Genomic DNA, 18,581 nt, shown 5'->3' with positions numbered 1-18,581 from the left:
GTCTGAACAGCATCCACAACTCGTCCGGCACCAGACGCTCAACCAGATCCGTCATGCACGGATCAACGAACGATCACACCAAAGGAAACGACGTCTAAGGCTGGCGGCTTTGGCTCACCGACGCGCTGAACTTGGTGTCCCTTTGCAGGAATGGTGAGAGTGGGCTTCGCTGAATGTATGGGCTGGTGAATGCGGCCGTCCGAGGTAGAGCAGCGGGCGTGGCCCATCGGCGGAGAGTGGTGATCGCATGCTGGTCGAATCGTTGACGGCCCTGGCGCTGGCTGGTGGCACCGCAGTGGCCCAGGCCGCGGGAACCGATGCGTGGAACGGCCTGCGAAGACGGGTGGGGAATCTGTTTGCCCACGGTGAGCCCGCGCGGGCGGACGCTGAGCTTGCACGTCTGGATCACACAGCTGAGGTCCTGAGCAGCGCGAATGACACCGGAAGTGAACGTCTGCGGCAGGAAGGTGTGTGGCAGAACCGGTTCGAGTCCCTGCTGGAAAGCCTCGACGCTCCTGAGCGCGAGCAGGCAGCCGAACAGCTTAAGGAGATGCTGGCATTCGTTGCCGCTTCAACCGGTGATGTGGCCATGAGGACCGGGAATGCGGCCGCCAGTGAGGGCGGCAGCGCCGTCACCGGTGTCAAACGCGGGCGCGGCAGCCAGACCGGCCCCGCGACGGCGGTAAACACAGGGGACGCGGACGCCCGGGGGAAGGGCTCCAGCGCTGTCAGCGGCATCGTCAACGAATGACCGCCCCGCCGCCCCCGCACTGGTCAAGGCAAGCCAAGGAGCCGGCATGGTCCGATGGCTGGGGGGCAAGCGCAACGCTGGCAAGGCCGCCGCGCCTGCACAGGCAGCACAAGGTGACACCTCCAGTGCGCAGCCGGCCCGGCGCGGCGCTCCCTCGGCTGAGGCATCCGCAGTGAGGGGTGCTGGGCAGGTTGTGATCAACAGCGGGGACGCGACTGTCACCGGCGGCGGGTACGCCATCACCGGGATCTTCAGTCCCACCGTTCACCTTCCGCCCGAGGCGATGCGGCCTCCCGCCGAGGTGGAAGCCCCCGCCGGCTTGGACAATCTGCCGCACCGGCCGGGACTCTTCGTGGGGCGTGGCGACGAACTCGACCGCCTGGACGCGGCCCTCGCTGCCCCGGGCGCGGCCCTGGTCCAGGCAGTGCACGGGCTGGGCGGGGTCGGCAAGAGCACCCTGGCAGCCCATTGGGCCGCCACCCGCCCCCACGGCCGCACACCGGTGCGCTGGATCACCGCCGACAGCCCCGCCAGCGTCCAGCAGGGGCTGGCCAGCCTCACCACCGCCCTGCAGCCCGTCCTGGCCAAGGCCCTGCCGGTCGAGGGACTCGCCGAGTGGGGCCTGCAGTGGCTGGCCAGCCACACCGGCTGGCTACTCATCCTCGACAACGTCAACGACCCCGCCGACATCGCCACCCTGATCGCCCAAGCCCCCGACGGCCGGTTCCTGATCACCAGCCGCCTCGCCACCGCCTGGAGCGACGCAACTACCCTGGTACGCCTCGACACCTTGGACGAGGCCGACTCCCTCGCCCTCCTCACCCGCATCACCACCGCAGCCGGCCCCCGGGACCTGAACGGCGCCGCCGACCTGTGCGCCGAACTGGGCCACCTGCCCCTGGCAATCGACCAAGCAGCCGCCTACCTCGCCCAGAACCTACTGACCACCCCCCGCGGCTACCTCCACCTGCTCGCCCAGCACCCTGGAGCGATCTACGGCCACGGCGGGGCCACCACACCAGCCCAACGCACCATCGCCCGCATCTGGGACGTCACCCTCCACCAGATCACCGCCCGCCAGCCCGCAGCAGCCGACCTCCTGCGCACCCTGGCCTGGTACGCCCCCGAAAACATCCCCGCTCACCTGATCGACTTGCCCGACGGCGACCCGCCTGCACTCAACCAGGCAATCGGCCTGCTCACCGCCTACAACATGATCACCCCCGACCCCGCCACCGGCACCATCACCGTCCACCGACTCGTCCAAACCCTCGCCCGCACCCCCGACCCCGACAACCCCCACCGCACACCCGACCACATCGACCACGGACGCGCACAGGCCGCCATCAACCTGTACAACGTCCTACCCCCCACCCTGAACGATCCTTCTACCTGGCCCACCTGCCGAACGCTGCTTCCCCACATCGAAGCCCTCGCCAATCACGTCGCCCCCGACATCGACACCGACACCATTGCCCGCCTCCTCCATATGGCTGGGCGATTCCTGACCGATCAGGGTTCGCCCGCCCGCGGGATCATTTACCTACGACGTTCCGTCACCGCTACCGAGCGCCTGCTGGGTGAAGACCACCCCGACACCCTGATCTCCCGCAACGACCTCGCCATCGCCTACCGGGATGCGGGAGATCTGGCCCGCGCCATCCCCCTGTTCGAGCGAACCCTGACGGATCAGTTGCGGCTGCTGGGTGAAGACCACCCCAGCACATGGGCTTACCGCAACAACCTCGCCATCGCCTACCGGGGGGCGGGAGATCTGGCGCGCGCCATCCCCCTGCACGAGCGAACCCTGACGGATCAGCTGCGGGTGCTGGGTGAAGACCACCCCGACACCCTGCTCGCCCGCAACAATCTCGCTGGCGCCTACTTTGATGTGGGGGATCTGGCCCGCGCCATCGCCCTGTACGAGCGAACCCTGACGGATCAGTTGCGGGTGCTGGGTGAAGATCACCCCGACACCCTGACCTCCCGCAGCAACCTCGCCTTCGCCTACCAAGAAGCAGGGGATCTGGCGCGCGCCATCCCCCTGCACGAGCAGACCTTGGCCGACCGATTGCGGGTGCTGGGTGAAGACCACCCCGACACCCTGCTCGCCCGCAGTGGCCTCGCCGGCGCCTACCAAGATGCGGGGGATCTGGCGCGGGCCACCTCCCTGTTCGAGCGAACCCTGACGGATCAGTTGCGGGTGCTGGGTGAAGACCACCCCAACACCCTTGTCTCCCGCGGCAACCTCGCCTTCGCCTACGAAGAAGCGGGGGATCTGGCGCGGGCCATCCCCCTCTACGAGCAGACCTTGGCCGACCGATTGCGAGTGCTGGGTGAAGACCACCCCGACACCCTGACCTCCCGCAGCTTCCTCGCCGGCGCCTACCGGGAGGCGGGGGATCTGGCCCGCGCCATCCCCCTGTACGAGCAGACCTTGGCTGACCGATTGCGGGTGCTGGGTGAAGACCACCCCGACACCCTGACCTCCCGCAACAATCTCGCCGGCGCCCACGTGGAAGCGGGGGATCTGGCCCGCGCCATCCCCCTGTTCGAGCAGGCCCTGGCTGACCGATTGCGGGTGCTGGGTGAAGACCACCCCGACACCCTGACCTCCCGCAACAATCTCGCCGGCGCCTACCTGGATGCGGGGGATCTGGCCCGCGCCATCCCCCTGTTCGAGCAGACCTTGGCCGACCGATTGCGGGTGCTGGGTGAAGACCACCCCGACACCCTGACCTCCCGCAACTACCTCGCGATTGCCCGCCAGCAGGGCGAGGTGGGAGCCGCAGACGGATCTGATCAACCGCCCTGGCAACGTGCACCGGACTCCCGTGCGCGCGCCTCCACAGGCACGCCAGCTCTTCAGCAGAGCAGGGAAGACCATGTAGTCGAGGCGGCTGCAAAGCTACTGAGAGAACGAACAAGCGTCCTGGGACCGGAGCACCCCCACACCCTGCAAGCCTGGGCTGACCTTGCATACAGGAGGGGTACGGCCGGAGATCCAGCCGGCGCCACAGCCACACAGGAAGAACTCCTGCAGGCATGCCTGCACGTGCTGGGCCCGGACCACCCTGACACCCTCACGACGATGGGCGTCCTGGCCCACTGGCGTGAAGAAGCCGGAGACTACTCCGGCGCAGCAACTGCGTGGAAGGAACTTCTGGCGGCTCGTGTGCGGGTACTGGGGCCCGACCATCCCGACACAATCACAGCCTGGGAGTTGCTGGCCTCGTCACGGGAGAAGGCCGGCGACGTGGAGGGCGCTGCTGCCGCCGCCGAAGAAGTAGTGGCCGGGCGTGTACGACTCTTGGGCCCGGAGCACCCCGACACCCTCTCCGCGCGAGGTCAGCTCGCCTACTGCCAAGGCATGGCGGGCGACGCAGATTCGGCGGCGACCGCCTTCACACAGTTGCTGGATGACTACCTCCATGTCCTGGGACCAGAACACCCCGACACACGCCTCGCTCTCGAAGGCGCTGCCTACTGGCAGGCCAGAGCCGACAAAGAAGCTCCCTGAGCGGCCCGCCAGTACTGCATCATCCCCTTGTTTCTGGGACAGCGGCCGTCTGGGGGACCGAACCGCCTGTCTTGCGACTTGTCCCCGCGGGAACTGAGCCATGGCTGTCGGGTGGCTGACGCTTCTGTGTTGATCGGTTTAGCCTGCGGTTCATGAACCTGGATGCCGAACTGAGTGCTCTTGCTGTCCAAGAGGATCTCCCCTCCGACCTCGTGTGGCGATTGCTCCAGCACCCGCAGGCTCGCCGTTCGGCCGCTCTTCTCCGCAAGGACCTGACGGCGGAGTCGATCGAGGAGGTCATCAGGCTCGGGTCCGCACGTACTCTCGCCGCGAACGCGCACGTGCCTGCGATGGTCAGGGCCCGCTTGGCGGAGCATCCGGAACCGTCAGTCCGGGCCGCGGTCGCGGCGAGCGTCGCAGACGAGCCGCCTGGGCTTTTGGCGCGCCTGGCGGATGATCAGGATTCCTGCGTGCGTTCGTTCCTCGCGATGAACGAGAATCTGCCCCCTGAGCTCCTGGCCCTCCTGGCCGAAGACGCTGAGCCAAGTGTGCGGTCGAACGTCGTCCAGTACTGGAGGGATGCACCGGAGCCAGTGCGCCGGGCTCTGCTGACGGATTCCGATCCGAATATCCGGAGGTCTGCCGCTTCGGCGTACTCACCGCCGGTGGACCTGTTGCCCGTTCTCCTTGCCGATCCGGAGACCCGCGCCATCGCCGTCCGCTATGTCGACCCGTCACCGGAGCTGGCCCGCGATCTGGATTCCGGCGTTCGCAGGGCCGTGGCAGCCCATCCGAACCTGTCCGCTGAGCTGCGGGACGTGCTGGCCGCCGACGTGGACGTCTTCGTCCGCAACACAATCGCCGCCCGCCCGGACACCCCCTCGGCTCTGCGTGAGAGCCTCGTGGCCACCCTGGTGACTGACGACCCCTTGACTGAATGGAGCCTGTCGTTCCAGAGAAGCACCCACATGTGCCCGCCACCCACACCTGCTCTACCAAGGCTCACGCGAGAGCAGGCGGAAGACCTGCTCGCCCGCGCCAGCCTGTAGATGTACAGTTCTCCGGATCAGGCAGCCTGGACCAGACCGATCGTTGCTGGTCCGCGCTCGGTCCGGAATCCGGGACTTCGGCTGAGGCGGCGCGTCATGAGGGTGATCGCAGCCCAGATGATGAGGGCCTCGGAGATGGCCTGTTCCCCGGCGTTGCCGTGCTGTTCGGCCTCGGTGCAGGCGGCGCTGAAGGCGGTGATGGCCTGGTCCATGTCGCCGTGGGCGAAGTGGATGTCGCCGAGCACCCGGCTTCCGCGTCCGGACCAGCCGAGGGTGTTGGCAGTGGACAGGGCGGTGGGGAAGTCGCCGGTGGCGCGGGCCAGGTGGGCCAGTCCGCCTGCGGCCGCGGGGGCGAGGCGGCCGCCGCCGCCAGCGACCTGGCGCATGCCGTCCCGGGAGGTGTCGTTCTGGCCGAGGTCGCGGTGGGCTTTGGCACGGTAGTAGAGGGCCATCTCCGTGAGGTTGGCGGGCAGCAGGCCGGAGTCGATGACGCGCGTGAGCCGGGAGGCGGTCACGGGCCGGTGCTCGTGCTGGCGGCGCGCAAGGGCGGAGAGGAGTTCGGCCAGGGCGTCGGCGCCGGTGGCGGGTTCGCCCTGGCGGCCGTCCCGGCCGGGCAGGGGGAGGGGCTCCCACACCGAGTCGTCGGTGTAGGCCCAGGCGGCGTCGGTGAGCCAGCCCAGTTCGAACTGGTGATCGCGGGCCAGGGCGAGGCCCTGGCGCAGGCAGCCGACCAGCAGCCGCCGGTCCGGCCCGCTGCTGGTCTGCCACTGCGTGCCGAGCGCGGCCAGTGCGCGGGCGGCGGCCTGCTGCCAGTCGGTCTCGGTCCAGCGGTCGTCGGTGGCGTCGTCCGCGGTGCGCAGGGTGGAGCGGATGAGGGCGTGCAGGTGGTAGGGCCAGAGCGCGAAGGGGTCGTTGCGGACGAAGGGCCGCTCGATCAGGCGGGCGGCTGCGGAGAGGTGGGTCAGGCCGGCGGTGGCGGTGGCCAGGGGGAGGTCGAAGGCGTCCAGCAGGCTGACGGCGCGGAGGAGGTGGCGTTCGTCGGCGGTGAGGTCGGCCAGGGTGCGGGTGAGTAGGGCCGGGAAGTCAGTGCCGAAGTCCGCGGGCTTGGGGGTGTGGCCGCTGCGGCGGAGCTCGAGGAAGCGCAGGACGGCGAGGTCGAGGTAGAGGGGCAGGCCGTGGGAGCGCTCGGCGATCACCGTGCGCAGGCCGGCATCGATGAGGGGCTGGCCGTCGCGGGTCAGGCGCCTGGAGAGGTAGTCGACGCAGTCCTCGGGGGAGAAGTCGCCGATGAGGACCTGGCGGCCGGTCCCGGTCGGGGTGCCGGCGGTGCGGGGGCCGGGGACGGCCTGTCCGACGAGCCCGGGCCAGGCGGTGGGGCCGGTCCAGTCCAGCTGGCCCTCCAGCGCCGGGTCGGCCCATTGCAGGCGGCCGCGGCCGGTGACGATGAAGAAGCTGTTGGGCATGAGCCACACCAGGCGCTGCAGGAGCCGTTCGAGGTCGCGGTGGGTGCGGGTGCCGGTGTCCTCGAAGGTGTCCAGCAGGATGACCGGCACCGTGGCCTGTTCGGCGGGAAGCTGGGCGAGCTCCCAGGCCAGCAGGTGCGGGTAGTAGGAGAGCGCGTCGACATCGGGCTCAACCTCCAGCAGGTCAGCCAGCCGGGCGCAGCCAGCAAAGGCCCGGACGGTCTGCCGCAACGCCGCCGCCCGCCTCGACTGGTCGAGAGCGGTCGTCGACTCCAGCCACGTCAGGGCGCTAAAAGGGGGGCTCCAGACAGGACCGTCACCAGTCGACCGGGGACGGGCCGGTTCCAAACACCACTTGATCACCGACGGACACGGCACCCCGCTCGCGGTCATCCTCACCGGCGGCAACCGCAACGACGTCACCCAGCTCCTGCCCCTGCTCGACGCCATCCCACCAGTCCGAGGCAGACCCGGGCGGCCCCGTCGCAAGCCCCAGTCAGTCTTCGCCGACCGAGGCTACGACCACGACGTCTACCGCGATCAGGTCCGGGCCCGCCGAATCCTCCCCGCCATCGCCCGACGCGGCACGGCCCACGGCAGCGGTCTGGGTACCTACCGGTGGGTGGTCGGAGCGCACCTTCGCCTGGCTCCACGGCTTCAAACGACTCCGTGTCCGCTGGGAACGACGGGTCGACATCCACGAAGCCTTCCTCAAGCTTGCCTGCTGTCTGATCACCCATCGCCAGGTGCTGTCCTTGACCTGACCGGCACTCGCCCCATGTCGATCGACCGGCCCGGCAAACTGATCGCATGAACCGAGACGCCCTGCAAGTCCCAGGACGACAGCATCTCAGCACGCGCAGCCCTGGCCGAGCTGGAGGCACGCGCGGACTTCCAGGTCTTCCTGAACCAATCGGCTTCTGCACGACAGCTCTGGGACACCTGGTCCTGGCGACAACCAAGTCATGCTCGACACGGGCGTCACACCCCGGCCCGGACTTGCCGAGGCCATCGCCGGACTCGAAGCCGCAGGAGCAGCCCGGGTCTACATGGCGACGGTCATCGGATCACAGAGACGTTTCACGATCTTCCTGTCGGAAGGCCTCACCCCGGTGCGTCGCCTGCTGGTGACACCACCTCATTGTGTTAGGCGTTCTTACTCCTCCACATCTTGGGCAGTGATTCACTGCCGGCCTTCGGAAAAGTGGGCGATTCGCATGGCATCAACAATTGCTCCATGACGGCCATGAAGCCTTGTGACCGGATCGGCGCTCCCAATTCCCTTCACAGCCGATGAAGCGGCCCCGGTTTGCCGATGATGAGATAGTCGCCGTCGATTGCAACCACCGCCATCTTGCCGACACGACGGGTCCGAAATGAGCGATCGTCGGACCGGAACGGGAGGCTTGAGTCATTCTCCATGAAGCTCATACACGTGCGGCCGTTAGGGTCGGCCACAATTCGCTCGCCCACCACAGAGAGCACGTCGATCATTCCGTTGCTCACACGCACAGAGGCGGGTCCTCCCTTAATCGGCATCTTCGCCCACGGGGTGATCCAACGCTGCCCCATACGCAGAGAATCACCCGGAATTTCCCGACTGGTCCTGAGAGCCAGTTGCTCCGTCGCATGCGTAAGAACCTGAGCAGAGACATTGCCTTTGTCGGGCTGGATTGCCCCGAGGAGGCGCTCTGCCCCATTCGCCTGCACGGCCACCAGTTCGATCGTATCGCCGTCTTGCAGTTGTTCTACGATTACGGACCACTCCCTGTAGGGGGGAATTCCATACTGATCCGGCGGCGGGTCGGGTAGCCATTGATACTGCTTCCCCAGGTACTGCTTCTCTGCCTTGAGATTCAAGCATTTAGCAAAGGCGGCAGCCTTTTGGGCGGGAGTTAGGGGTGGCTTAGGAGCAGGCACGCTTCCCAGATGAATCCACCGCAGCCCATTTGTAGTGTGGACCCACAAGGCCAAGTCTGTTCCAGTAGGCACTGAATCATCGTGGCTGATGCGGACGGCCATTGCGTCGGCGTCCATGCGGGGCTTCCACTCCTCCGGCGGGTCGGTGCGGAATCGAGGAGGGTTGAGTAGCCGCAGCGGGATGGCGGCGGCGTCGCTCAGAAAAACGTCCGCAGGATGGAATCTCTGACCAAACGTCTGATGCTTGCAGTCAACATCCCATCCCCAATAGGCGGACGAGACAAACCCCTTGATACCCCGATCCGGATGCCTGACTGAGAGTTTCCCTCGGCTGACGAGCCCAGCCGGTCCGACACTCGCCTCTCTCACATAAACCCGCGCGAACTCACCCAGGGCCGGCTCTAGAGAGATTGAACCCTGATAGGTGATGCTGTCATCATCGCGCGCAATTTCCACAAGATTTGGCGGCGTCGGCCTATTCTCAAATGCGCCAGAAGTCCCACCCTCCACCAGAATTGGAATTGCGATAAGCGCCCCCAGGCCAGCCAGTTGGCTGACCTTTTGCAGGATTGGGCCAATAAATGTGAAGTTGCTGATGCCCAGACCCAGGACAAGGGTACCGATCGCGCACCGGACACTATCCCAGTCCTCGGCATCCCAGCTGAGCATGTAGGTGGCAATCGCGACATTCTCATTTACCCTCGGTTCGAACGAGGCGCTAAGGCCTACCGTGACTGAGACGTCAACATCAAACGGTTGACATGAGTCAACAGCCTCGATTACGCCAGATGACACTGCTTGCGCCCATGGAAACCCCCATACGCCTGTGGCGTCTTCCTCTAGGCGGTACTTCTTGGGGTTCTCTTCCACTTTGTCAGCGAGTGCCGCCTGGAGTTCATTTCTGAGTTGATCAGCCAATGCGGACCCTGAAACCAGCTGTGCCCAATCCCACTGCCCCGCCATGTCCACCACGGGATCCGTCAGTACATCTCCCGGAGACGTCGCCTGCCGAAATGCGATGACACCAGCCCCAGCTACTACAGCGCCGCCGGCCCCGGGTTGGGGCCACGCGGCGACTGTTGTCACAGAAGAGAAGAGCATGGCGGGATCTACAGAAAATCCCTCAACGCTGGCAGCAGCGACCGAGATACTGATTAGCGTTCCGGTTGCAGACAGAGCAATCCACACCTGTGCCTTCAGCACCTGTGTTTGAGGCTGGTTAAGACTACCCGCAGATCGAGCGTCCTCGTACGTGGTGTGATGCGCATCAATCGCCGCTTGGACCAAGAGCCCTCCGGCTGGCACGACTGCTTCAGGGGGTACGTCAGCGGGAGCGGCTAGAACGACACTCGTGCAGTCCAGATGATCCAGCCAGCGTCCGGGCTTCCCTGGCACAGCCGCGGTCGACAGCGGCTGCCTATTCAGCCGTGCTCGAATCGTTTGCAGAAGTGCTTCCTGCTTGAACTGAATCTCGATCAGACCCATGGCGGAACCCCTCACTCGCTGTCGCGAATATTCTCGACGGGGTTATCAGGCATCACAATCGGGACAAGGCCGTTCGAGGCGTGCCACAGGGGTGAACGCCTCAGCTGTACCGGGTCGGCGGCGTGCGCAAACTACGCAACACCGGAGCACGCTGAGCACCCCCAGCTTGCGGTCAGCGTAGGCACCCCTCTGGGCCGCGCTGGGGGCACAGGGCCGCTGGGACGATGCCACCAATCCCGAGCACGCCCTGACCGGCAGGCATCAGCACCCCGCCACGCACGCATCAGCCTCCAACCACGCCAGCAGTTTCGGGCCCTAGGTACACCGCGCCCGATGCCTTCCGCCACCCGATCGGCGGAACGATTTCATGTGGGTTACAGGCGGCTACCTCCTGTGGGTGACGCGTTGTCAGTGCCCGTTCGTAGCGTCCGGCCGTGACGATTCCACCGCCTGCGGGCGGTGCCTCCTCAAGGCGGTGACCTTCGAATGAGCCTCACCACCGGACTGCACAGTCCCCGTACTCCGCTGCGCCGGTTCCTGGACCGCGAACTGTCAGCCGGCCCACGGCCGCTGCGCGAGTCTTTCCGCACCCGGCTCGACTCCGCGCAACTCGAAACCCTCGCCGAACTCGGCATCGACTGGGCGGTGTCCTGATCCGTGAGCAGGCCACCCGGGCCGGCCGGACAACCCGGCCGGTCACCCCGGCTGCTGACGCTGCAGGTCGAGGGAGTCCAGCCGGGTTTCAGGTCCGAGCTCGTAGCCGCGGGAGTCCACGGCTCGTCACCGACGTTTCACCTTCCGACATGCCAGGCACGGAACTGGCCGGCCAGGCCCGTGAAGCCCCCCTCTCCTTCCGGTGCCGGCCCGGAACAAGGATTCGGCCACTCCGTGCCCCCGCCGCACAGTCGAAGATCAAGTGGTCTCCTTCTCGTCAGAGACCACGCAGAACGAAAGAGCTTCTCGCCACGGGCACCCCGGTGAGTGCCGCCTCGGCGAGATAGGTACCGGCCGGTGCTCGTTGCCCCGGAGGCGCCGAGCACGGCTCGATCGCTCGGCTGTGCGGGTTCCACCGGAACGTGAGCAGGGTGGCGGTTCCGGCTTCGATACGTCGCTCGTAAGGGGGAAGCGTCGTTCCGTTCTGACAGTCGTTCGCCGCTACTTGGGCGTCCCCACCCGCACTGATGATCTTGACGACGACTGGTGTGAGCCGGAAGTCCAGTGTGCAGGGGGTGTCGCCCTGGTTCTTCGCGTTCAGGTCCAGCTCGGGTTCCTCGTTCGGCTCGTACTCGTTCTTCCTGCTGTTGAGGGAGAGCTGGAGGTTCGTGGCCTTGCACGGCTTTGCCCCGGAGGAAGCTGGTTTCTCCTCGGACGTGCGGCTCGCCTCGCGACTGGGCGACGGCGTCGGGGCAGGCGTGGGTGTCGGGCTGGTCTCGGGTACATGACTCGGCGCGGGAGGGGTGGGATTCGGCGAAGGTGATGATGTGGTCTTGGACGCGTCGGCCGTGCCCGGGTTGGGACTGGGTGAAGGATGGGATCCCAGCGCCTTGCCGTCGCCTGCGAAGAGCCCGCTCTGCAGAGCGCCGAGCACTACGCCACCAAGGAGGACGCACAGTCCGGCTGTCAGGGTCGCCTTGGAGCGGAGGCGCCGGACAGGAAGGACCGGAGGGACAGAAACGGCCAGGGCGCCATGACCGTGGGGCGCGGGTGTGGCTGGCGAGGGATGCGCACGGTTGCGGAAGGCGACCCGGTCCGCCGTGTTGCGGATCCTCCTCTGGGGCATCGGCCTTTCTTTGGCCCGCAAGGCCGACTCGACTTCCCGGTACACCGTGTCGAGGTCGACGTACGGCCCTTTGCCCGGTATGCCGCGCGAGAGGACGCCCAGGAGCTCCGCGGTGAAGGCCGTGTGCGGCTCGCCGGGAACGGACACCGCCGCCTTGGTCTCGGCCGCGGCGGCGATCAGGTACGTACCCTCGATCTCGGCCTCATCGGCGACCAGCGTCACCGAGTCCTCTCCCGCCATGCGCCCGAGAGCACGTCCGCTGTAGCAACAGTCGAGGATGACGACCTGACGCAGGGCCCGGACGCCGACGAGTTCCTCGCGGAGTAGGCCGTACGGTACGGCCGTGTACGACGCGTTCTGTCTGGATCCGGTCAGGGCCAGGTGCAGCTCCGGGGCCGCGCGCGCGACCAGCCCGTGGCCCGCGTAGTACACGAGCAGGGTGTCGGTGGCCTCGGCCGCGGCAGCCGCGATCGGAGCGAGAATCTCAGCGGCGCTGGCCGGGTTCGCGACGACGGTGCAGTTGCGCGCCGGTAACCCCCACACGTCCGAAGCGCACAGCAGCGCGGCCAGTGCGTCGAGGTTCGCTGCGACAGCTGGAAGATCGCCCAGAGCGGGATTGTCGTAGCGGCTCGTTCCGATCAATACGGCCCGTGAGGCGGCCGGGTCAGGAAGCGCGCTCATTCCCCGAGCGCCCGGAGCAACCTGGCCGCTGCCTCAGCATCATCCCCGGTCAACGTGATGTGTACCCCGTCGCGCTCCACGGTGATCGCCGGAGCGGGAGCGGGCCGCGTTGCCCGCCACGCAGCGTAGGCGAGACCGAGGTTGACCATCTGGAAGCCGGAGTCGATGACAAGTTTCACGATGTCGAGAGCGCCGCCCATCTCGCCCTCCGCCGGCGTGGCGGCCGCCCACTCGATCCTCGCATGGCGGTGGACGTCCGGTTCCTCACGCAGCCACTGCGCGAAGGAGGCCAGCTCGTCGTTTGATCCGTCCGTCCCCAAGGTGAGCACCTGCGCCATCGTTCCCCCTCCACGAACCCGACTATCCCGATCACCTTAGACCCGGCTCTTCTCGCGGCGCAGGCGCTTGATGGCGGCTTCGCCTTCAGCTTGTTCTTTATGGTCTAAGTCGGTTTCGTTCGGTGATGCTCTCGGCTCGTTTCACGGTCTTGCCCACGTCGTAGCGGGTGGCGGGCAACCGGTTCTTCGAGCCAAGTGACCTTCTAGCGCCGGGAGTTGAGGGCTTCAGTGCGCGGGCCGGGCAGGTGAGATGCGGGCGGAGGTTACTGAACCCTCGGCGGAGTCGGGCCGGGGTGAGCCGGCCGCGCTCGGCGGGCTTCTCCCACGGCCGACGCAAGTCGGCGGCGGCCCAGCTCAGAAGGCGGATCTGGGTGTGCGCGGCGATGATCAGAGCCAGGTCCAGCGCTCGCCGGCCTCGGGGGGCCGCAGCCTCGGACGGGTCCACCCGAGAGTCTGTTTCATCAGCCGGAAGGAGCGGGCCATGCGGCGGGGATCCTGGCCGTGGCTGCCGGTCCGGCCGCCGGTGCGGCGTCGCCTGTTGGGCCGGAGGGCCACGATGGCCCGGTCGACGCCGACACCCTGGCCGTGTACGGGGTGAAGCACGCTCACACCGGTCGGACCATGATCATCGGCTTAGCGTTAACCGCTGTACCGATGTTCCTACCGACGCCAATCGCATCGGATGCGAATAGGCGACGGCGGACCTGGGATTGGCTGACCGCCAGCTGTTGCCAGGCCTGCCAGGGACGCTGCACCTGGCTGCACACGGGATCACGGTAGCGGCCTGGCCACCGCCCCGCTGACTCCTTCACTCCATCGAGCGATTGAGCTGGGGAAACACCGCCGACTCGCATCAGATGCGAAAAAATCGCGTCCAATGCGATAGACGGAGAGTGATGGCGGATGGGTCAGGACGGCCTCGCACCGGGGTCTGCTCGCCTCCATCTGGTCGACGGCTTGCCGATGCTGCGGCCGGACGAGCAGGTCTTCGAGGCGATGCTCCAGGGCTGGCGCAACCAGCAGCTCGCACGGAACCTGTCGCCGGGGTACGTCTCCGACCAGGAGAGGACGGTTCGGGCCTTCACTCGGCACGCCGATGTCCTGCCATGGCAGTGGACGCCGCAGCACGTCGACGACTGGTCGGCGGATCTCCGCTCGGTCCATGGCTGCGTCCGCTCCACCCTGCGCAACTACCAAGGCGCAGTGCGGCAGTTTTGTGGCTTCCTGACCGACCCGGCCTACGGGTGGGCGGAGGAGTGCCTGCGTCTGTTCGGCACGCACCCGATCCAGGTGGTCCACGAGTGGAACGCGGCGGTGCACGCGGACGAGGCCGAGGGCGAGCCGGAACGCCGGGCGTTCACCAAGCCCGAGCTGCAAGCCTTCTTCGACTACGCCGACGACCAGGTCCTGAGAGTCCGAGGCAAAGGCCGCAAGGGCTGGCTGCCGGCCTTCCGCGACGCCGCCCTGTTCAAGAGCGCCTACGCCTACGGGCTGCGGCGCAACGAGACCCGCATGCTCGATCTTACGGACTTCGGCCGCAACCCGGAGGGACGGGAATTCGGCGAGTACGGCGCCCTCCAGGTCCGCTACGGCAAGGCGAAGAAGGGGTCGCCGCCCAAACGCCGCAGCGTGCTGACCGTCTGGCGGTGGACACCCGATATCGTCGACGAGTGGATCAAGGAGGTACGGCCCGGCATGCGGCAAGCCACCGGCCCAGCCCTTTGGCCCTCCGAACGGGGGCCGCGGGTCGGACTCCAGCGCCTGGACTCGCGCTTCGCCGCGTACCGCGATGCCCTCGGCCTGGATCCGGCCTTGGAGTATCACTCCCTGCGCAGGTCCTACATCACCCACCTGATCGAAGACGGCTTCGACCCGCTGTTCGTTCAGCACCAGGTCGGCCACGATCACGCGTCCACCACCGCGATCTACACCTGCGTCTCCTCCGACTTCCGCACTCGCACCCTGCGGCGAGTCCTGGACGCGACCGTCGAGGCCGCCCTGCGGCCGGGAAGGATCTCCTGATGCCTCGCCAGATCGGCTACCGGTGGCGCCTGCGGGAGCTGATGGGCTCGCGCGGCATGTTCACTGTCACTGAGCTGATGCCCCACCTGTCTGAGCGGGGCATCACCCTGTCCGCCTCCCAGGTCCACCGCCTGGTTTCCGGAACCCCGGAACGGCTCTCGCTGCCGGTGCTGGCGGTGCTCTGCGACATCCTCGACTGCACACCGTCCGACCTGATCGCCACCTCGGCCGAGAACTTGACCGTCCAGCGAGCCGTCGGCCAGGACGCGCCAATCGACCTGGCAGCCCGCCGCCCCAAGCGGGTCAGGCTGACGGAGGACTGAGCGGTGACGCCGGAGGAGTACGAACGCTGGCACGTCCGCACGTGCTCACGCTGCGGTCGGCGGGCAGCGAAATCGGCCGAGTGGTCCGACGGGCCGATCTGCCGCACCTGCTACGAGCGCGCGATGCGCGTCCGGGGCCGCTGTCCGGGCTGCGGCATGGACCGGCTGTTGCCCGGCCGCGATCCGGACGGCGTCCCGGTCTGCCGCGACTGCGCGGGGATCAGCCGCGACTTCTTCTGCGACCGCTGTGGCTTCGAGGGGATGCTGCTCGGTCGCCGGCTCTGCGAACGCTGCACCCTGTCCGACCGGCTCGCCGGCCTCCTCGACGACGACACCGGCCAGGTTCGCGCCCAGCTGGTGCCCCTCGTAGATCTACTCCTGGATCTCGACCGTCCAAAGAGCAGGCTGATCTGGCTCCGCCGCCCCAACGTCGTCCGCCTCCTGCAGGACCTGGCAACCGGTTGCGTCCCGATCAGCCATGAGGGCCTGCAGCAGCAGGAACACTGGCGCACGGCAGCCCACCTGCGTGACCTGCTCATGGAGAGCAACGTCCTGCCTCCCGCGGACCGGCGGCTCCTGCTCTACGAACGCTGGCTCGCCGAGCGGCTCGCCGCGGTCGAGGATCCCTCGCGACACCAGCTTCTGCACCGGTTCGCCACCTGGCACCAACTGCGGCGCCTGCGGGCGAAGGCCGATGCCGGGCCGCTCGGACGATCCCCGGCATCCGAGGCCCGGCAGCAGATCACCCAGGCCGACGCCTTCCTCGCGTGGCTCGCAGCCCGCAACCGGACCATCGACCGATGCCGGCAGGCTGACCTCGACGCCTGGCACGCTGACCACTACGCCACCCGTCGACCGGCCCAGCCCTTCCTGCGCTGGTGCATGGACAACAGCACCATGCCCCGACTCGTCCTGCCACCCCATGTAATCAAGCAGGATCAGGCCCCGATGCACCAGCACCGGCGCCTCGCCGTCCTCCGCCGCGTCCTGCACGACGAGACCCTGCCACTGCGAGTCCGAACCGCAGCCTCGCTCGACCTGCTCTATGCCCAACCCGTCAGCCGCATCGTTCGGTTGACCACCGAAGACGTCATCGACGACGGTGGTGCCCTCATGGTCCGGCTCGGAGACCCTCTGTCGCCGCTGCCTGGACCGATCGCCGGTCTCGTGCGCGCCTACCTGGCGGAACAGCCCCGGCTCGCCCGCGCCAGCAGCCGCAGCACGGCCTGGCTGTTCCCCGGCCGGCAGCCCGGGCATCCGATGGACCCGACCAGCCTGCTCGACCAGCTCCGAGCTGCCGGAGTTCCCGTCCAGCGCGGCCGAGCCTCAGCGATCCGCCAACTGGTCCTCCAAGCCCCTGCACCCGTGATCGCTCGGGCCCTCGGCTACCACGACAAGACCACCACCCACCTCGTCACCGAAGCTGGCGGGACCTGGAGCCGATACGCCCCCGGTGACCACACACGCTGACGGGAGCGACGTGGCTGCTCTGATGGGCCAAGCTCCCCCGAACGGACAAATGTCAGTACCAGATGGCAGGCTCTGCCTCCATGAACAAGCAGCAGTTCTGGCAGCTCATTGAGGCAGCCCGCATTCAGGCGTCCAACCCGAACGACGGCGAGGCGGTCGCTCGCGAAGCGACCTCGCTGCTGGCCTCCCGGCCGGTCGAGGAGATCATCGCAGCTGAGCAGGTGCTGTGGGAGCTGATGGTTGACTCGTACACCAACCCTCTGTGGGCCGCTGCTTACATCGCCAACGGTGGGTGCTCTGACGACGGCTTCGACTACTTCCGCGGCTGGCTGATCTCTCAGGGCTGTGACGTCTTTGAGCGCGTAGTCGGTGACCCCGATGCCCTGGCAGAACTGCCCATCGTTCAAGCCTCCGCAGCCGACGGTGTCGACCTGGAGGGTGAGGACATGCTGGGCATCGCCTGGAACGCACATATCTCGGCGACCGGTGATCAGCTCCCCACCAGCCCACCCGCCATCCGCTACCGGGAGCTGGACCCCACCTGGAACTTCGATTTCGATGACCACGACGAAATGACTCGCCGCCTGCCCCGCTTGGCAGCTCTCTATCTGGAGTAGACGGAAGCTCGCAGTCACAAGACGAGGTCAGACTGCGGAGGGCGAGACTCCCGAACATCACTGTCCGTCACTCCGTCAGGCCATGAACACATCTCGGCTGGCGAATACGCGACACCTCAACATGCGGGCCTACCAGTCCCGAGGCCGGCAGCCGCCGACCTGCGCCCGCGCTGCACACGCCGGGCGATCCCCCGGACGCCCTCGCGCACCACCAGGCGCACCAGCGGGTCCTCCGCCAGCGCTCGCACCACATCCATCCAGTCGCTCATCTCCGTCTCCCTCGGCCCGCGGGCATCACGCCCGGGAAGGACGCCCTGCCCTCCAGGCCTTCGGGGCGGAAAGGCGACAACAGACAGGACAGCGGGGGGAGATTTCTCCTAGCCCGACCCGTCGCGGGCGCCGAGCAGGGGTCCACCCCGGCCACGGACGGGCTTGGGAGCAGGTCGGCGGCCGCCCGGCGCGCTTTCGCGGGCTGATGCTCCGGCGGCCCCGCGAGCGTCGCCGCCTCCCGTCCGACGGCAGCACAAGCGGGAGCGTGCCCCCGCCTCCCGAGGGCCGCCTGCGGACCTCCGCGCAGGCCTTGGGAGGGGTAGATCATCACGCCGCCGACGGTAGGCACGCAGCGCGTGCCCACCGGCAGCTGCTCCACGACGCCAAGGCCGTCGACCGGCCCCGCCGAGCAGGACGCGGTGGAGGTGGTCGCCCCCGTACAGCACCATGCCGGGGTCGGCCCGTGTACCGGTCAGGCAGACGACGGGGTCGGCGGCGAACCGCCCGCCGGCCTCCTTCCCGACCGTCACCGCGGCCGCATTGAGTTCCGCCTCGGCGGTCTCCACCGCGGGGTGGCACGGCGGACACACGATGAGCACCAGGCGGCCGCCCTCATAACGGCCGCTCCACTCCACAGCCTCCGCCGACGTCCAGTCCCCCGGCGCCCGCGTACCGCAGCGGCCACACTCCAACCGTGCCCGGCGCGTACGCCCCGGCTTCATCCGTCCCATACCCCGCACAACGCCCCGAAGGCGGGCCCAGTAGCAGGCGCGCGGCAGCGAACCCGGCAACCTGCCTCTACCGGCCGCCCATGCGGAACAGGGCCGAAGCCGGGGCCACCAGTTCCTTCGCGAGCTGCTCACTGCGGGTGGCCGCGGCCCGCAGCTGCGCC

12 protein-coding genes and 2 pseudogenes are annotated in these 18,581 nt (G+C 67.7%); 9 read left to right on the top strand and 5 right to left on the bottom strand.

Annotated features, from left to right (window positions below):
- The first annotated feature begins 247 nt into the window (after positions 1–247).
- From ACZ518_RS38810 to ACZ518_RS38800, 3 genes are all read left to right on the top strand, one after another.
- A complete protein-coding gene (locus ACZ518_RS38810; protein WP_469117741.1) occupies positions 248–751 on the top strand; it encodes a hypothetical protein in 504 nt (167 codons plus the stop codon).
- A gap of 46 nt (positions 752–797) precedes the next feature.
- On the top strand, positions 798–4,271 hold the full coding sequence (fxsT, locus tag ACZ518_RS38805; RefSeq protein WP_469117739.1) for an FxSxx-COOH system tetratricopeptide repeat protein: 3,474 nt from the start codon (positions 798–800) through the stop codon (positions 4,269–4,271).
- Positions 4,272–4,423: 152 nt separating this feature from the next.
- Positions 4,424–5,320, top strand: coding sequence for a hypothetical protein (locus ACZ518_RS38800; protein ID WP_469117738.1), 897 nt, complete (start codon positions 4,424–4,426; stop codon positions 5,318–5,320).
- A gap of 17 nt (positions 5,321–5,337) precedes the next feature.
- On the opposite strand, the gene ACZ518_RS38795 is transcribed toward ACZ518_RS38800, so the two are convergent.
- On the bottom strand, positions 5,338–7,014 hold the full coding sequence (locus ACZ518_RS38795; protein ID WP_469117737.1) for a hypothetical protein: 1,677 nt from the start codon (positions 7,012–7,014) through the stop codon (positions 5,338–5,340).
- 1 nt (position 7,015) lies between these two features.
- On the opposite strand from ACZ518_RS38795, the pseudogene ACZ518_RS38790 reads away from it, so the two are divergent.
- A pseudogene (locus tag ACZ518_RS38790) lies at positions 7,016–7,547 on the top strand (IS5 family transposase); the annotation flags it as partial.
- Positions 7,548–8,067: 520 nt separating this feature from the next.
- Here ACZ518_RS38790 and ACZ518_RS38785 read toward each other — a convergent pair.
- Entirely contained in the window at positions 8,068–10,188 is a 2,121-nt protein-coding gene (locus ACZ518_RS38785) for a hypothetical protein (protein ID WP_469117736.1), read from the bottom strand.
- Positions 10,189–10,674: 486 nt separating this feature from the next.
- On the opposite strand from ACZ518_RS38785, the gene ACZ518_RS38780 reads away from it, so the two are divergent.
- Complete coding sequence (locus tag ACZ518_RS38780; RefSeq protein ID WP_469117735.1) at positions 10,675–10,842, top strand: hypothetical protein; 168 nt, start codon at positions 10,675–10,677, stop codon at positions 10,840–10,842.
- Between the two features lie 277 nt (positions 10,843–11,119).
- On the opposite strand, the gene ACZ518_RS38775 is transcribed toward ACZ518_RS38780, so the two are convergent.
- The 3 genes and pseudogenes from ACZ518_RS38775 to ACZ518_RS38765 form a co-directional block, all read right to left on the bottom strand.
- Positions 11,120–12,649 (bottom strand): caspase, EACC1-associated type, encoded by a 1,530-nt coding sequence (locus ACZ518_RS38775; protein WP_469117734.1) that lies wholly within the window; start codon positions 12,647–12,649, stop codon positions 11,120–11,122.
- Entirely contained in the window at positions 12,646–12,987 is a 342-nt protein-coding gene (locus ACZ518_RS38770) for an effector-associated constant component EACC1 (RefSeq protein WP_469117733.1), read from the bottom strand. The genes ACZ518_RS38775 and ACZ518_RS38770 overlap by 4 nt, the downstream gene beginning before the upstream one ends.
- 97 nt (positions 12,988–13,084) lie before the next feature.
- Positions 13,085–13,458: pseudogene (locus ACZ518_RS38765) on the bottom strand (NF041680 family putative transposase); the annotation flags it as partial.
- Positions 13,459–13,950: 492 nt separating this feature from the next.
- On the opposite strand from ACZ518_RS38765, the gene ACZ518_RS38760 reads away from it, so the two are divergent.
- The 4 genes from ACZ518_RS38760 to ACZ518_RS38745 all read left to right on the top strand — a co-directional run bounded on the left by ACZ518_RS38760 (position 13,951) and on the right by ACZ518_RS38745 (position 17,419).
- Positions 13,951–15,009, top strand: coding sequence for a tyrosine-type recombinase/integrase (locus ACZ518_RS38760; protein WP_469117740.1), 1,059 nt, complete (start codon positions 13,951–13,953; stop codon positions 15,007–15,009).
- Positions 15,009–15,332: a helix-turn-helix domain-containing protein gene (locus ACZ518_RS38755; protein ID WP_469117732.1), complete on the top strand. Its 324-nt coding sequence runs from the start codon at positions 15,009–15,011 to the stop codon at positions 15,330–15,332. The genes ACZ518_RS38760 and ACZ518_RS38755 overlap by 1 nt, the downstream gene beginning before the upstream one ends.
- A 3-nt stretch (positions 15,333–15,335) precedes the next feature.
- Positions 15,336–16,802, top strand: coding sequence for a hypothetical protein (locus tag ACZ518_RS38750; RefSeq protein ID WP_469117731.1), 1,467 nt, complete (start codon positions 15,336–15,338; stop codon positions 16,800–16,802).
- An 80-nt stretch (positions 16,803–16,882) separates the two neighbouring features.
- Positions 16,883–17,419: a DUF4240 domain-containing protein gene (locus ACZ518_RS38745; RefSeq protein ID WP_469117730.1), complete on the top strand. Its 537-nt coding sequence runs from the start codon at positions 16,883–16,885 to the stop codon at positions 17,417–17,419.
- The last annotated feature ends 1,162 nt before the right edge of the window (positions 17,420–18,581 follow it).

It is taken from the genome of Streptomyces sp. NPDC033966, assembly GCF_055575955.1.
Note: the sequence above shows the minus strand (reverse complement) of the source record. Positions and strands in the feature narration are given on the sequence as shown.

Coding starts and splice junctions, on each gene's coding strand:
- ACZ518_RS38810 (WP_469117741.1), top strand. CDS start 248: ATGCTGGTCGAATCGTTGACGGCCCTGGCGCTGGCTGGTGGCACCGCA.
- fxsT (WP_469117739.1), top strand. CDS start 798: ATGGTCCGATGGCTGGGGGGCAAGCGCAACGCTGGCAAGGCCGCCGCG.
- ACZ518_RS38800 (WP_469117738.1), top strand. CDS start 4,424: ATGAACCTGGATGCCGAACTGAGTGCTCTTGCTGTCCAAGAGGATCTC.
- ACZ518_RS38785 (WP_469117736.1), bottom strand. CDS start 10,188: ATGGGTCTGATCGAGATTCAGTTCAAGCAGGAAGCACTTCTGCAAACG.
- ACZ518_RS38780 (WP_469117735.1), top strand. CDS start 10,675: ATGAGCCTCACCACCGGACTGCACAGTCCCCGTACTCCGCTGCGCCGG.
- ACZ518_RS38775 (WP_469117734.1), bottom strand. CDS start 12,649: ATGAGCGCGCTTCCTGACCCGGCCGCCTCACGGGCCGTATTGATCGGA.
- ACZ518_RS38770 (WP_469117733.1), bottom strand. CDS start 12,987: ATGGCGCAGGTGCTCACCTTGGGGACGGACGGATCAAACGACGAGCTG.
- ACZ518_RS38760 (WP_469117740.1), top strand. CDS start 13,951: ATGCTGCGGCCGGACGAGCAGGTCTTCGAGGCGATGCTCCAGGGCTGG.
- ACZ518_RS38755 (WP_469117732.1), top strand. CDS start 15,009: ATGCCTCGCCAGATCGGCTACCGGTGGCGCCTGCGGGAGCTGATGGGC.
- ACZ518_RS38745 (WP_469117730.1), top strand. CDS start 16,883: ATGAACAAGCAGCAGTTCTGGCAGCTCATTGAGGCAGCCCGCATTCAG.